The sequence below is a fragment of the Yersinia aldovae ATCC 35236 genome (assembly GCF_000173735.1).
GTDB lineage: Bacteria > Pseudomonadota > Gammaproteobacteria > Enterobacterales > Enterobacteriaceae > Yersinia > Yersinia aldovae.
The window spans coordinates 25,937-39,932 of record NZ_ACCB01000002.1 but is presented as its reverse complement, the minus strand read 5'-3'; the positions used below and the strand labels follow the sequence as shown (position 1 = coordinate 39,932).

The window sequence follows — 13,996 nt, the reverse complement described above, 5'->3', positions numbered from 1 at the left end:
TTACTCCCCAAAGTGATTGGAGCAACTAATGGAAATGGAAAAAGAGTTAAAGAAACTGTCTTATAGCGGAGTGGCAATGGCAATCTTGCTCACGCTGGCACCGAATGATGTTTTTGCCATGCACATTATGGAAGGTTTTTTGCCGCCGATGTGGGCGCTGGCCTGGTGGATACTGTTCCTGCCGTGTTTGTTTATGGGGCTGGTTCGTTTGAAACAGATTGTTGCTGAAGACAGCAATCAAAAAGTCCTGTTAGCGCTGTGTGGTGCCTTTATTTTCGTGTTATCGGCACTGAAAATCCCATCGGTGACCGGCAGTTGTTCGCATCCGACCGGCGTCGGGCTGGCGGTTATTCTGTTTGGGCCGGTAGTGGTGGCGGTATTGGGGGCCATTGTGCTGCTGTTCCAGGCGTTATTACTGGCGCATGGCGGCCTGACAACCTTGGGTGCTAACGGCATGTCAATGGCGGTGATTGGGCCAGTAGTGGGCTATCTGGTGTGGAAGTTGGCCTGTAAAGCGGGATTGCGCCGCGACGTCGGGGTATTTCTTTGCGCCATGCTCGCAGATTTAACCACTTACTTTGTCACCTCGGTACAGCTCGGTCTGGCTTTCCCTGACCCGCAATTTGGTGTCAGTGGTTCGATTATCAAGTTTATGGGGGTGTTCTGCATTACCCAGATCCCGATAGCCATTGCTGAAGGCTTGCTGACAGTGATGATTTACGACCAATTAACCAAACGTCAGTTAATCCACGCAGGGACTCACTAACATGAAAAAGACGCTTATTTTGCTGGCGATGGTGATCGCTCTGGTCATAATGCCGTTCTTTATTAATCACGGTGGTGAATATGGTGGCTCAGATGGTGAAGCCGAAACTCTGATTCAGACTACCGCACCTCACTATCAGCCGTGGTTCACGCCGTTATATGAACCCGCCAGTGGTGAAATTGAAAGCCTGCTGTTTACCCTGCAAGGTTCCATTGGGGCTGCGGTGATTTTCTATATCTTGGGCTATTACCGGGGGAAACGCGGTGAGCATGCTGGGGATTGATAAGCTAAGTTATCAAAGCCGCTGGCGACAGGCCGATCCAATGGGAAAATTGGTGCTATATGCCGTTTTCCTGTTGGCCGCCATGCTTAGCCCGCCGATGTATCAGGCGCTGCTCTTGGTGTTTATCGCCGCCCTGACATGTTACCTGTTGCGGGTGGGGCCACGCCGTTACTTACGCTGGCTGGCAATACCGCTCTCTTTCCTATTGGTGGGGTTGGTCACGATTGTGATATCACTCTCGCGCCAACCGGAGAGCCTGTGGTGGGGGATGCAGATAGGGCATTGGTGGCTGGGGCTTGATAAAGTCGGATTAACCACCGCCAATCAAACGCTATGGCGCAGTTTGGCGGCATTGGCGGCCACTTTTTGGTTTGTGCTGAATACGCCATTCCCGCAGCTTATCCAAATATTGAAGCGCTGCCATGCCCCCCGATTGCTGACAGAGCAAATCTTGCTGACCTGGCGTTTTATTTTTATTTTGATTGAGGAGGCCGCCGCGATCCATCAGGCGCAGTCTCTGCGATTTGGTTATATCTCTTTGCGTACCGGCTACCATTCGCTGGCAATGTTGGTCGGTATGCTATTTACCCGCGTGATGATTCGCTATCAGCAAATGGTCATCTCGCTGGATATGAAACTCTATCAGGGCGATTTCCACCTGTAAGGCAGGATGTCATGTTAGCCACCAGGCAGTTAGGTTTCAGCTATCAGGAAGAGCAGGTATTGCACGACTTGACACTGGATTTCAGTCAGCATGCGGTCACCGGTGTCTTGGGGGCTAATGGTTGTGGCAAATCCACCTTATTTATGAACTTGACCGGCATTTTGCAACCGCAGCAGGGCGCGGTGTTGTGGCAAGGAGAGCCGCTCAGTTATAAGAAAGCCAACTTACGTGAATTGCGTCAGCGTGTCACCACGGTATTTCAAGATCCGGAACAGCAGATTTTTTATACCGATATTGATAGTGATATCGCCTTCAGCCTGCGCAATTTGGGGATGCCCGAAGAGATTATTGCGCAGCGGGTTGACCGGGCGTTGACTTTGGTAGATGCGCAAGGATTTCGCCATAAATCTATCCAGCACTTGAGTCATGGGCAGAAAAAACGGGTGGCCATTGCCGGTGCGCTGGTGATGGAGGCAGAGTATCTGCTACTGGATGAACCCACAGCCGGATTGGACCCGGCCGGTCGGCAGCACATGATTACTATCATTGAACGTATTGTCGCAGAGGGAAAACGCGTTATTCTCTCCAGCCATGATATTGATTTGATTTATAAGGTCTGTGATTACCTTTATGTCTTATCGCACGGCCACCTGATGATTGCCGGTGAAACAACCGAAGTATTCCTACAACAGGAAAAATTGCAAGCCGCCGGGCTGGTTCAGCCGTGGTTGGTCAAAATGCACAGTGAGCTGGGTTTGCCGCTGTGCAAAACGGAAGAACAACTCTTCGCGCTGATGCGTCAACGCGAAACGGAGGAGGCGCGATGAGTCGGCCAGTGATGAATTTATCGATAATGGTGCAGGGCACGGCATCTGACGTGGGTAAAAGTGTGTTAGTGGCCGGGCTGTGCCGCATCTTTATGCAAGATGGCTATCGCTGTGCGCCGTTTAAATCGCAGAATATGGCACTCAATTCGGGCATTACCCCGCAGGGGGAAGAGATGGGGCGGGCGCAGATTTTTCAGGCCGAAGCGGCCGGCATTGCCCCAGATGTTCGCATGAATCCCGTACTGCTCAAACCCACCAGCGACCGTAAGGCGCAAGTGGTCTTAATGGGCAAAGTTGCCTGCAATATGGATGCGGTGGAATACCATCAGTACAAACCGCAATTGCAGCAGCAAATCAGCGAGGTTTACCACAGTTTGGCACGCCAATATGACGTCATGGTGCTGGAAGGTGCGGGCAGCCCGGCGGAAATTAATCTGCGTGACCGCGATATCGTCAATATGGGTATGGCTGAAATGGCAGACGCGCCGGTATTGCTGGTGGCGGACATTGACAGAGGCGGCGTGTTTGCCTCTATCTATGGCACTCTGGCGCTGCTACATCCCCATGAAAAAGCCCGCGTCAAAGGGGTGATAATCAATAAATTTCGTGGCGATATCGCACTGTTGACCCCAGGCCTGGAACAGATTGAAGCCCTGACCCATGTCCCGGTACTGGGGGTGATGCCGTGGCTGGATATAGATTTAGAAGATGAAGATGGTGTCGCTCTGCAAAATGGCAAATATCAGGATACGGCAGAAAAGGCACTGGATATTGCGGTGATCCGCTTACCTCATATCGCTAACTTTACTGATTTTAATGCGCTGGCCGCGCAACCGGATGTGCGCCTGCGCTATGTATCGCAGTTGTCGGCGTTGGGCCAGCCGGATTTGATTATTTTGCCGGGCAGCAAGAATACGCTGGGTGATTTGCAATGGCTGCACCACTGCGGGCTGGCGGCAGCGTTACTGAAGCTACATCAACGTAATGTACCGGTGATAGGCATTTGCGGTGGTTATCAAATGCTGGGAAAACGCATTATTGATGGCGTGGAGTCGGGCCTTGAACAGATGGATGGCTTGGGGTTGCTGGATGTGGAAACCGAGTTCGCGCCAGATAAAGTCACCACGCGCGTTAGCGGTTATTGTCAGATTGGCCTGCCAGGCATATTGAAAAACTGTGGTGATCACCCGCTTGAAGGTTATGAAATCCATATGGGTGTCTCCCATCTGGGCAGTGCTGCCATACCTTTTGCACAGCTAACTTTACGTAACGGACAAGCCGAGCAGTGGGTGGATGGCGCGGTGAATGGCGATGGTAGCGTATTGGGCAGCTATATCCACGGGCTATTTGACAGCCACCACTTTACCCGCGCGCTATTAGATAGCCTGCGTCAACGCAAAGGGCTGTCTGCTTTTGATGGCGTGACAGTGAATTATGCTGAACATAAGCAGCAACAGTTCGATATTCTGGCATCACAGATGCGCGAGCATATTGATATTGATAGGATTTTCAAACTAATGAAACAGCATCAACAGGAGCGCGCACAGTGATTTTGATTACCGGAGGGGCGCGCAGTGGCAAGAGTTCATTGGCCGAACGTTTGGCGGCACAAGCGGCCGAACGGGTATTTTACATTGCGACCTCAGTGGTAACAGATGCGGAAATGGCAGAGCGGGTGGCATTACACCGTGCCAGCCGCCCGGCGCATTGGCGTACCTGGGAAGGCTATCGTGATCTCGGAGTGGTGCTGGAAAAGCACGTCGAACCCGGCGAAGCCGTTATGTTGGAATGCATTACCACTCTGATGACCAATTTGCTGTTTGAACTGGCGGGGGATACGCCACCGGAACAGATGGATTTTACCGCGCTTGAAGAGGGTATTTCGCAGCAAATTACCGAATTGTTGGCGGCTTGTGCACGCAGTAGTGCGCCTATTTATCTGGTGACCAACGAGCTGGGCATGGGGATCGTACCGGAAAATCGCCTGGCGCGGCATTTTCGTGATATTGCCGGACGAGTCAATCAGCGATTGGCAGCAGCGGCTGATGAGGTGTTTTTAGTGGTTTCAGGCATTGAGGTTAAGATTAAATGAGCCTGCGTCTATTTCTCGCAACATTGCAGTTTATGACCCGCATTCCGGTACCAGAGCGCTGGACGCAAGGGCTGGCGCTGGATAACTACGAGCGCGGTATTATCGGTTTTCCGTTTATCGGCCTGATTGTTGGGGTGATCGGTGGGGTGGTTTTCACTCTGCTAGCTCCGTGGTGCGGTGTGCCACTGGCGGCGTTGGGATATGTCCTGGCGTTGGCACTGGTTACCGGTGCTTTTCATCTCGACGGGCTGGCAGATACCTGTGATGGGGTGTTTTCTGCCCGCAAGCGCGAGCAAATGCTGGAAATCATGCGCGATAGCCGCCTCGGTACTAACGGCGGTTTGGCGTTGATATTTATCGTGGTGGCAAAAGTACTGGTGGTCAGTGAGTTGGCGCTGCGTGATGCACCGATGCTACTGATGCTCACCGCCGCCTCAGTAGCCGGGCGCACGGTAATTGTGCTGTTGATGTATCGCCAACGCTATGCGCGCGAAGGTAATGGATTAGGCAACATTTACATCGGTAAAGTGACGGGGAAACAAACGCTTGTCACCTTGGCCGGTGGCGCGATATTAACCCTGCTACTGGGTCAAAGCGCAGCACTGTTGGCGTTGGTGATTAGCATGGCGGTGGTGGCATTATTGGCAACCTACCTGCGCCGCCGTCTGGGCGGGCAAACCGGTGACACGCTGGGGGCTGCGGCCGAAGTGGGTGAGTTGATATTCCTACTGGCGTTGCTGTAATACGACCTGTTTTCGAACACTTTTGATGAGCCATTCTATGCGACTTTTTCTGGTGCGCCATGGGCAAACTGAAGCCAATTTGCGCGGTGTTTTTTGCGGCTTGACCGATTTGGCGTTAACGCCACTCGGCGTCGAACAGGCCGGTGATGTTGCCGGTTGGCTGGCGGAGGTGGCGTTTGCTGATGGTGTCAGTAGCCAGTTGCTACGTGCGCGGCATACTGCCGATATCGTGCTGGCGGGGCATCCCCTAAATGCGGGCATTAATGACCAATTAAATGAAATGAATTTTGGTGAGTGGGAAATGCGCCATCACCATGATTTACAGCGTGAAGACCCTGATGCATGGGCAGCATGGGTGGCAGACTGGCAACAGGCCAGCCCCACTGGTGGGGAGTCTTTTATGCAGTTTTCAGACCGAGTCGAAAGCGTGGTTCAGTCACTGCTTTCAATCAATAGTCAGCAAACAAACCGCCATGAAACAAACAATTACGATAACAATCAACTGCTGGTTGCCCATCAGGGAGTATTAAGCCTGATGCTGGCGCGTTTACTGGCGATGCCAGCCGCCGCCATGTGGCATTTTCATTTTGAGCAGGGGGCATACAGCGTGTTGGAGATCCATGATGGGTTTGTCACGTTGCATGCGTTCAACAGCCAGGCTGCCTGGCAGCCTGCACCACGAGGTTAAATAGATGCGAACACTTTCATCAATTCTGCGTACCATTGCTCCGCTGGATAACAAAGCGATGGCCCGAGCTAAAACACGGCTGGATGGTTTGCTAAAACCACAGGGCAGTTTGGGGCGTTTGGAGCAATTGGCGGTTCAATTAGCGGGAATGCGCGGTTTATATGGTCATCAGGTTGATCGCAAACAAATCATTGTGATGGCGGCTGACCACGGTGTTTACGACGAAGGCGTGGCTGTCTCACCTCGTGTTGTGACGATGGTTCAGGCACTGAATATGGTCAGGGGTGTGACCGGTGTGTGTGTATTGGCGGCCAACGCCGGTGCAGAAGTCAAGATAGTGGATGTGGGTATCGATAGCGATACGCTGCCCGGCGTAGTAGATCTGAAAGTGGCGCGTGGTAGCGGCAATATAGCCCGCGGTGCGGCTATGACTCGTCAACAAGCCGAAAATTTACTGGTTGCCAGTGCGACACTGACACTGCAACAGGCGGCGGGTGGCGTGAAAGTGTTTGGCGTCGGTGAGTTGGGTATGGCGAATACCACTCCCGCAGCGGCGATGGTCAGCGTATTTACCGACAGCGACCCTGAGTTGGCTGTTGGGATCGGAGCTAATTTCCCCAGCGAGCAATTACATCACAAAGTGGCCGTAGTGCGGCGGGCAATTGAAATCAATCAGCCAGATGCCAGCGATGGCATTGATGTGTTGGCGAAAGTCGGTGGTTTTGATCTGGTGGGTATGACTGGAGTGATGTTAGGCGCTGCCGCTGCGGGTTTACCGGTGGTGCTGGATGGTTTTCTCTCCTATGCTTCTGCGTTGGCTGCTTGCCGTATCGAACCCAAGGTGCGTGATTACCTGATTCCATCTCATCTATCAGCAGAAAAAGGCGCGGTTATCGCACTGAACCATTTGCAGCTGGAACCCTATTTGCAAATGGGCATGCGGTTAGGCGAGGGCAGTGGTGCGGCGTTAGCCATGCACCTAGTGGATGCGGCCTGTGCGATGTATAACAATATGGGATCATTGGCCGAAAGCAATATTGAGTTACCAGCCCCCCTTCGTCCTTAAAATTGCAGGGGGTGTTAGCGACGTTCACTTACCCGAATCACTTACTTGAGTAAGTTCATCGGGATTCATTCTCTTGCTGCCTACCTGCAATTCCAATGACTTTGGGGTGTTTATCTTCGGCCTTGAAATTGCAGGGTGTTAGCTACATCTACTGAGATTGAACAGAAAATCATTCGGATGTTCAGCTTTATATTGGATCAGGTGCTGCGTTGCTATTAGCTATATATGCCTGTTCACTGCCAAGTTGCCCGACTTCAAATGTTAAAAAAAACGTTCGTGGGTTAATCTGTTAGGCCTTGATGCATTTGTATTGCTTAAGCAAAAGAAGATGGCATTCTTTTCTTGTTTGCCATGTAATTAGGTGCTTCATTGCAAATCAGCCACACTTCCAGCATGATTTTGTAAAAAAATCCCTTTTATCAAGATAGCCTGGTGGTTCAATATCCGTCGATACTATTATCGATGGCGCAAATTGCCGAAGTCTTTTTCATTCTAACTATTCCATTCTTCATGTCTCGTTTTGGCCTTAAGCGCGTAATGATGATCAGTATGATCGCCTGGACTTTACGCTATTCGTCTATGGCGATTCATCTGCAAGCGGTATTATTTTATTACTGCTATCAATGGTTGTTTATGGCTGTGCCTTTGATTTCTTTAATATTTCTGATGAGATTTATGTCGAAAAAAAAGTAAGCCCTAATATTAGGGGCAGTGTTCAAGGGCTGTTCATGACGATGGTAAATGATGTTGGTGTATACGCTGGTGCTATCGCCAGTGGGCATATTGTCGACTATTTTACTGTGTATAGTGTAAAAGACTGGAATAGTATTTGGCTCTCATTTTCTGCTTACACACTTATTTTGTTGATGATTTTCGTGTTTGTTTTTCAATATAAACATGATTCTACTGAGTTGGAAAACCGTCAGCTATCACATTGATTATAATGTTGATAACTTTTAGGTTGCCAGACTTTGTTGATATTTTTTATTTCCATGGCTTTAATCTGACTGGGGGGCATATCGGCCCTGCTGTGGCTGCTTTTTTTGCATTATTCAGGATTTAACTCTTTCACATTAAAACCTACCTTTCGTAGACGTTATATCAATTCACTTTAATTACCATTTTATCGATAATATTTTGATTATATGGGGGGATTTGATTGGTATCACCGATCGATATGATATTTCTGAACTGTCAAAACGATTATCTTTGGGCTTTATTGCGATATATAATAGCCGAGGATTATTAACACAATAATTTTATGTTATTTCTACTGTTCATGATTGGATAGGTTGTTTAAGTCTTTGTTTATCGCTGAGGCTAATTGAAGGGCCATACTTGTCCTTACACGCGACATAAACGTAATTATAATGATGCTACCTTAATGCTTTCGTCGGTCATACTGGCAGTAGTATCGATTTCGGTGTCTGGCGTTTCTTGTAAGTAGTACCTATCTTACGGATAAAACTGTTTTTTTTAGAGAGCATTAGACTATTTTACTTCGTGTAGGTGGTGGTGAGTCATGGGATGACTTAAGTTATTTTTATATATATGTAAGAAAATTCCGACAAGGTTGATGGTTCTATTCCCATATACTTTTACTCTTCAGTGTTGTTTAATTTCGATCTGGAATTTTCAGTGACAGAGGTCAATATTTGGTGATTTATTTTTAGAAGATGGGCGGTTTATACTATTAATAAAATTGTGGCTATTAAATTTATAGCTCTCTATAACTATGTGTTTTTTCCTCAACTATCGAAGTTTGATTGGAATTAGTTCTATCACTCGGGTTTTAGCTTTTTACTTATCACATTACTGAAGTAATTTTCCAGTGAACGAGTGATAATCGCAAAGGTAAAATCCTACTGATTACTATTGTAATGCTCATTTCTATTAAAAATTCACTCAGGCAATACTGACTGAAAATAGTGAGTAAAATAAGGAAGTTATAATATGTTAAGTGTAGCGATTACAACCCGGAACGCTTTCTATGAGTTAGGATTACTCTCTCTACTCAGAAAAGTCTTCAATAAAGAGGGTGATGAGGATTACTTATTTATCCGCCCTTATGAATCGAAAGCTGCACATAAAGCCAATGTGATATTTAAAGATTTCATGGTGATCATCAACATATATCAAGATAGTGAGTTTATCGCGAAAAATATCAATAGTAGTAATAAACCGATGATGACTGTTAACATCCCCTTTAACAGCAATCAACTCGATATTTATGACATTATATCTAAAATTAAGAAGATTTTGACTATTGCGCGACTAAATCACGGCAGCATGATGAACAGCGATGTATTCAGGCGGCTAGGACTGAAGAATTACATTCAATTATCATATACAGAAAGTAGGGTTGTAGAGTTGACAGGACAAGGACATAGTATCCCTGATATTTCAAAAATACTTGAACGTTCTGAAAAGACAGTATTGACGCATCGGCGCAATGCGATTAGGAAACTGGGTGTACTAAATAGGTTGGAGTTTTATAACTATGCTTCACATATGAAGAATTATAGCAATAAAGATGCTGTTTTTATTTGTATTTAATCAATGGTATATTCCCACCAAGGTATATCTAATAACACCTCTTCGGTAAAACGTATTCTAGCACCTCACTCCAGATGATATTTCACTTCATGCTATATTGAATAATATAGCATGAAGGGTCTTTTCATAATATTAAGTAACAGATACTACTTTTGGGTTAAAACTGTTGATGATTTGCACGTAATGTTTACGCTGATGTTCTGTAAACTCGCCGCCACTGGTAGTCAAAGTAAAAATTAGCACTACACGGCTATCGGGATTTGATATCGCGTGATGTGGTAATAACACAATGGACTGTACCTGGCGGGTTCTTTCGCCATCTTGCAAAAAATTATTTGCTACTTGCACTACGGGTAATTTCGCTGGGCCAAGCTCATGTTTGAGTAATTTCCCTTCAATTTGAAAACCAGGTAATTTATTGCGTAATGCTTCCATCTCTTTTTCACAGAAAGCTTCAGGTGTTTGCTCTTCATCCAATAAAGCGCGGTTAATGATAATGTTATATTCGTGGTTATTGGGATCTCTGAACATTAAAATATTCACTGACTGATCCAGCACTGGAGCAGTTGTCAGAAAGGTGCCCTCATAAATCGAATAAGTTGTAGATATAGCATTCATAGGATTTTAAGCTCCAGCATTCTTGTCTTGTCTTGTTTTGGTAACAACAGCACTTCAACGCGTCTGTTTTGGTCTTGCCCAATTTTTGTATCATTAGACGCGACCGGCTCTAATGAACCCATTCCCCGAATAATAAAATTTTCACTTGAAAGCGAACTATTTTTGATTAGCCAGTCACGAACCACTAATGCGCGCTGTTCGGAAATAGTCATATTGAAAGAATCACTACCGGTATTGTCCGAATGGCCGACAATCAAAATTTTACTGCCTTGATTATGTTCTAGCAGTTGTAACAGGGAATGTAGTATCTCGTTAGTTTGCGCATTCGGTTTTAGTTTTGTGCTATTTGAGTCAAATAGCGGAGCCATTTGAGCTGAACTAAACGCCGGAATACTTTTATAAACCTCAACGCGATGGTTTATTTGGCTCAATAACGCTGCACATTGAGACAGCCCCCAGTGCGTGATATCAAATGTATTAGCACATGCTGACAATCTTTCCCCCTTAGCGGTTAACTTTGTAATGTTATCAGCAAGGTTTTGAATAGATAAATTATTTATATTATCGAAAGGTGCGATCTGCTGGGTAAATTGCTTATAGCGAACTTTCTCATGTGAGAATGAATGCACCATGTGTACGGCCAATAATATGGTGGCAAAACCCAGACTCCATAACCATTTTGGGTTGTGCGGCGGTACTATTACCGCTGGTTTCACCGCTGGCGCTATCTGCGGTTTTTGCCAATTAATCACTTCCGGGAAGGGGGGGAGTGATAAGGCTGAGGCTAGACCGGGTAAGATACCCAATGTTTTTTCCAGCCATACCGACCAGGCACCATGCTTGATAAACCCTTTGCCGTTGTCGGATAAAATCACATCAGTTAATTGTAATGACGTGTGAGAAAAGAGGTTTTGTAAGGCATTTGTCACGCCAGATTCGTTTAACCAGATAAACAGATTGTGCGCCATTGCATGGCGTTGAGAAGAGAACGCCGTACTGTTGGTATCCTGCAACTCCAGTTTTTGGATCAATGTTTGAAACGCTGCTGTAATATCGACCTCTTTTTTATTGGCGAGATTAATATTCCCAGTCCAATATGCGTTATCAGAGTTATGGCTAAGACGCTCCTCACTCAATTGAATATAGATAGCAAATACGCATGAGAGTGGCGTTTTCAGTGATAGCGCAGAAAAACTATTTTGCCATTTAGTGAGCTGTGAAATAATAATTGATGTATTTTCATATACATCCGGCAAGAAAGGGAAGAAAGCCAATACCTGCGCGGAGGGATGATGCATCGTAATATGCTTGAGCCGTTTTTGTAATGTCTCCGGATCAGGAATTAAGATCCAGATAGCATGGCTGGAAAAACGCGTGTTATCGGCAGCGCCAGGGTTACTAAACCACTTAGCAGCATAGGGACCGAGGATTAAAATAACGGTATTACCTTGATCCGCGACCTGTGCAACTACCGGTTGAGGGGTTGTTGTGGTTCAGGTTGGGGTTGTTCCGGTTTAAGGGCGTAATGCCACCCTACGGTGAGCACCAATAGCAGCAGGAACGTAATGAAAATAACGTTATTCCATAACGTAGCACCCTGAAAATTAATACTTGCTATTAATATGCCACCGGCTGCCAGCCATAAAAGTAATAGCGACTTATTTAATTTAACCTTAAACATTTAAGACAGATCACCTAAATAGCGAGAGCACCAGAACCAGAGTGCGGAGAGTGTTAATGCGATAGCGCAGAGTGGCAAAGCTAAAGCGCGCCAGGTTCGGTGTTGTTCCAATATCTTGTCAATTTTAGGCGGCTCCTCGTTATTGTCCGCTTCCTCGATCTCTGGCTCAATATCATCGTCAACTAAAATAATATTGGGCGGTAACAACTTATGGCCATAACGCGCGAGTAATTGCTGTGATTTCACATCACGGGTTGGCAAATTGCGCGACAGGACAAGAATCTTGAGTGCATATTGGCAGACAGTTTCGTCGTCGCTGTTTAATAACGCTTCCAGGCTCACGCTATCAGTGGATGAGGGGGCGCTGTAACCGTAGAAATAATCTAATAATAAGTAACCATCCCAACTCAATCCCTTATCTTTAATGGCATTTTCAGTGCGTTTATCCAGATAATGGCAAAGCTGATGACATAAACGGTCGACCTCGATTGGTGGATGTTTTTCTGATTTTAGCGCGAGGCCGAACGCCTCAATCTGCGCGATCAACTTTAATTGAAAGCCGGATAGTGACGGAATAATACCATCGAAAGATAATAAGGTATCGACGCTTAAAATCTGTTTAAAGATATCTTCGCTTTTCACCAGGTTTTCTCCACAACATCACCCCAACCCTGTAGGCGAATATAAGGACATATTCTGACTGAGCGGGGGTTTGAATCCGTTTCGGTATTAAAGGCCAGTTTCAACTCAAAGGTTGAGTCATCGATTTTGGTAATAATTTTCTTCATATTGCTCATATCAACTTGTTCTGCCATTACTTGTGCATTTTGTGCGTTATAAACGCCAATGTGCCACCACTCCACATCTTCACGGGTGAAATCCACTTCGTGCTTTTCTATTTTTAGTCGTTTTTTTATTCACGACAATCAGGGACTCTAACCACTGTTCATGAGCGGTGGGGAGGTCAGTGAAATAGCTCACTTTACTTGCCCCAGCGACATCTGGATGTGCAGCGCGTTTTTTAAAATTGATACCAAGACGGTATTCAAACTCTTGTAAAGAGCGTTGTGTACCTAGCGTATAACTGCCAAGTTCAACTTCACCTTGTTCGGTACCCAGCAGAGCGCGAACCCGGCTTTTAGCGATTTTATCCCGCTCCCACCAGGCAAATTTCACCGCACCAGATTCCTTGGCCTCATTATTGTGATCGGACCAAACCTTACTGTGTTTGCTACGGGTATAGAAATGCCAGAGCAGAATTTTATGTGGAGCATATGTATCGTAGCCATGCGTAAAGGCACGGGCAGCCATCGCGATTTCTTCACCCATAAAGAAAATATCAGGATCGTTTGGTACTTCACGGACAAAACTGCCATCGCTAAATACAAAGCCGGCGGCTAAATATCCGCAACGCACTGGCGCACTTTCGGTAAAAGGCATGGACATCATTTGCACCATACCTTCCGGCGTAAAAGCGCTAAAAATTAGGCGACTGACATAGTCTTTTCTGTCCTCGTTCTCGCCGGGTTCATAACCCGGAGGATAACTGGATAATATTGGTTTAGGACTTTTGTCGCGCAGGCTGTTTAACATAGTGACCATTTCATGATCCCAGTGCTGAATGAATCGGCAATGAGAGTCTATTTGCAAGAAATAGGTTTCGTCTTGAAATAGCCCTTCAGCCATATGCCTGGCCCAGCAAGCGCCTTTGCTTTCATAATAATGCACACTTAAAATCCATATGCGCGCGTGGTTATATTCCAACTGATGCAATGGATAGCCAAGATGGGTTTTACTTTCGATCAACCGCATACCCTGATTTGTGAAAATATTAATTTCATTATCATCTTGCCAAAAAACGGCAATATTGAGATTTTCAGGGTTCTTAGCGGTATTTATCATGTCATGCAGCGTCGGGATTAATTCTGGATCCCGATAGCTTGCGATGCTCACAAAAATAGAAGATAAAGACTGCATATATAATCCGTCTAAATTAACAGTGTTTCTGTAAT

The 13,996-nt window shown here is 46.4% G+C and carries 12 protein-coding genes and 3 pseudogenes; 11 read left to right on the top strand and 4 right to left on the bottom strand.

Annotation, left to right across the window (positions count from 1 at the left end; translation table 11 throughout):
• Positions 1-28 precede the first annotated feature (28 nt).
• The 11 genes and pseudogenes from cbiM to YALDO0001_RS01325 all read left to right on the top strand — a co-directional run bounded on the left by cbiM (position 29) and on the right by YALDO0001_RS01325 (position 9,685).
• Positions 29-766: a cobalt ECF transporter S component CbiM gene (gene cbiM / locus YALDO0001_RS01375; protein ID WP_004699341.1), complete on the top strand. Its 738-nt coding sequence runs from the start codon at positions 29-31 to the stop codon at positions 764-766.
• 1 nt (position 767) lies between these two features.
• Complete coding sequence (locus YALDO0001_RS01370) at positions 768-1,049, top strand: energy-coupling factor ABC transporter substrate-binding protein (RefSeq protein ID WP_004699340.1); 282 nt, start codon at positions 768-770, stop codon at positions 1,047-1,049.
• A complete protein-coding gene (locus YALDO0001_RS01365) occupies positions 1,036-1,713 on the top strand; it encodes an energy-coupling factor ABC transporter transmembrane protein (protein ID WP_042548400.1) in 678 nt (225 codons plus the stop codon). The genes YALDO0001_RS01370 and YALDO0001_RS01365 overlap by 14 nt, the downstream gene beginning before the upstream one ends.
• Before the next feature lie 11 nt (positions 1,714-1,724).
• The gene (locus YALDO0001_RS01360; protein ID WP_004699338.1) at positions 1,725-2,540 is read left to right on the top strand and encodes an ATP-binding cassette domain-containing protein; all 816 of its coding nucleotides are present in this window, start codon (positions 1,725-1,727) and stop codon (positions 2,538-2,540) included.
• Between the two features lie 11 nt (positions 2,541-2,551).
• Positions 2,552-4,090, top strand: coding sequence for a cobyric acid synthase (locus tag YALDO0001_RS01355; protein WP_004699337.1), 1,539 nt, complete (start codon positions 2,552-2,554; stop codon positions 4,088-4,090).
• Positions 4,087-4,632, top strand: a complete 546-nt coding sequence (gene cobU / locus YALDO0001_RS01350; protein WP_042839231.1) for a bifunctional adenosylcobinamide kinase/adenosylcobinamide-phosphate guanylyltransferase — start codon at positions 4,087-4,089, stop codon at positions 4,630-4,632. Before YALDO0001_RS01355 ends, cobU begins: the two co-directional genes overlap by 4 nt.
• Positions 4,629-5,375, top strand: coding sequence for an adenosylcobinamide-GDP ribazoletransferase (gene cobS / locus YALDO0001_RS01345; protein ID WP_042839230.1), 747 nt, complete (start codon positions 4,629-4,631; stop codon positions 5,373-5,375). Before cobU ends, cobS begins: the two co-directional genes overlap by 4 nt.
• A gap of 37 nt (positions 5,376-5,412) precedes the next feature.
• The gene (locus YALDO0001_RS01340; protein ID WP_004699332.1) at positions 5,413-6,063 is read left to right on the top strand and encodes an adenosylcobalamin/alpha-ribazole phosphatase; all 651 of its coding nucleotides are present in this window, start codon (positions 5,413-5,415) and stop codon (positions 6,061-6,063) included.
• 4 nt (positions 6,064-6,067) lie between these two features.
• Positions 6,068-7,129: a nicotinate-nucleotide--dimethylbenzimidazole phosphoribosyltransferase gene (cobT, locus tag YALDO0001_RS01335; protein WP_004699329.1), complete on the top strand. Its 1,062-nt coding sequence runs from the start codon at positions 6,068-6,070 to the stop codon at positions 7,127-7,129.
• A 462-nt stretch (positions 7,130-7,591) separates the two neighbouring features.
• Positions 7,592-8,067 (top strand): annotated as a pseudogene (locus YALDO0001_RS21680) (MFS transporter).
• A 1,015-nt stretch (positions 8,068-9,082) separates the two neighbouring features.
• Positions 9,083-9,685 carry a helix-turn-helix transcriptional regulator gene (locus tag YALDO0001_RS01325; RefSeq protein ID WP_004699325.1) on the top strand — a complete coding sequence of 201 codons (603 nt, stop codon included), beginning with the start codon at positions 9,083-9,085 and terminating at the stop codon, positions 9,683-9,685.
• Positions 9,686-9,817: 132 nt separating this feature from the next.
• Here the strand turns inward: YALDO0001_RS01325 and YALDO0001_RS01320 are convergent, their stop codons facing one another.
• The 4 genes and pseudogenes from YALDO0001_RS01320 to YALDO0001_RS01305 all read right to left on the bottom strand — a co-directional run bounded on the left by YALDO0001_RS01320 (position 9,818) and on the right by YALDO0001_RS01305 (position 13,961).
• Complete coding sequence (locus YALDO0001_RS01320; protein ID WP_042548406.1) at positions 9,818-10,303, bottom strand: DcrB-related protein; 486 nt, start codon at positions 10,301-10,303, stop codon at positions 9,818-9,820.
• Positions 10,300-11,984 (bottom strand): annotated as a pseudogene (locus YALDO0001_RS01315) (OmpA family protein). Before YALDO0001_RS01315 ends, YALDO0001_RS01320 begins: the two are co-directional and overlap by 4 nt.
• Entirely contained in the window at positions 11,985-12,626 is a 642-nt protein-coding gene (locus YALDO0001_RS01310) for a hypothetical protein (RefSeq protein WP_042839229.1), read from the bottom strand.
• Positions 12,623-13,961 (bottom strand): annotated as a pseudogene (locus YALDO0001_RS01305) (GlcNAc-transferase family protein). The gene YALDO0001_RS01310 and the pseudogene YALDO0001_RS01305 overlap by 4 nt, the downstream one beginning before the upstream one ends.
• Positions 13,962-13,996: the final 35 nt, after the last annotated feature.

Coding starts and splice junctions, on each gene's coding strand:
- cbiM (WP_004699341.1), top strand. CDS start 29: ATGGAAATGGAAAAAGAGTTAAAGAAACTGTCTTATAGCGGAGTGGCA.
- YALDO0001_RS01370 (WP_004699340.1), top strand. CDS start 768: ATGAAAAAGACGCTTATTTTGCTGGCGATGGTGATCGCTCTGGTCATA.
- YALDO0001_RS01365 (WP_042548400.1), top strand. CDS start 1,036: ATGCTGGGGATTGATAAGCTAAGTTATCAAAGCCGCTGGCGACAGGCC.
- YALDO0001_RS01360 (WP_004699338.1), top strand. CDS start 1,725: ATGTTAGCCACCAGGCAGTTAGGTTTCAGCTATCAGGAAGAGCAGGTA.
- YALDO0001_RS01355 (WP_004699337.1), top strand. CDS start 2,552: ATGAATTTATCGATAATGGTGCAGGGCACGGCATCTGACGTGGGTAAA.
- cobS (WP_042839230.1), top strand. CDS start 4,629: ATGAGCCTGCGTCTATTTCTCGCAACATTGCAGTTTATGACCCGCATT.
- YALDO0001_RS01340 (WP_004699332.1), top strand. CDS start 5,413: ATGCGACTTTTTCTGGTGCGCCATGGGCAAACTGAAGCCAATTTGCGC.
- cobT (WP_004699329.1), top strand. CDS start 6,068: ATGCGAACACTTTCATCAATTCTGCGTACCATTGCTCCGCTGGATAAC.
- YALDO0001_RS01325 (WP_004699325.1), top strand. CDS start 9,083: ATGTTAAGTGTAGCGATTACAACCCGGAACGCTTTCTATGAGTTAGGA.
- YALDO0001_RS01320 (WP_042548406.1), bottom strand. CDS start 10,303: ATGAATGCTATATCTACAACTTATTCGATTTATGAGGGCACCTTTCTG.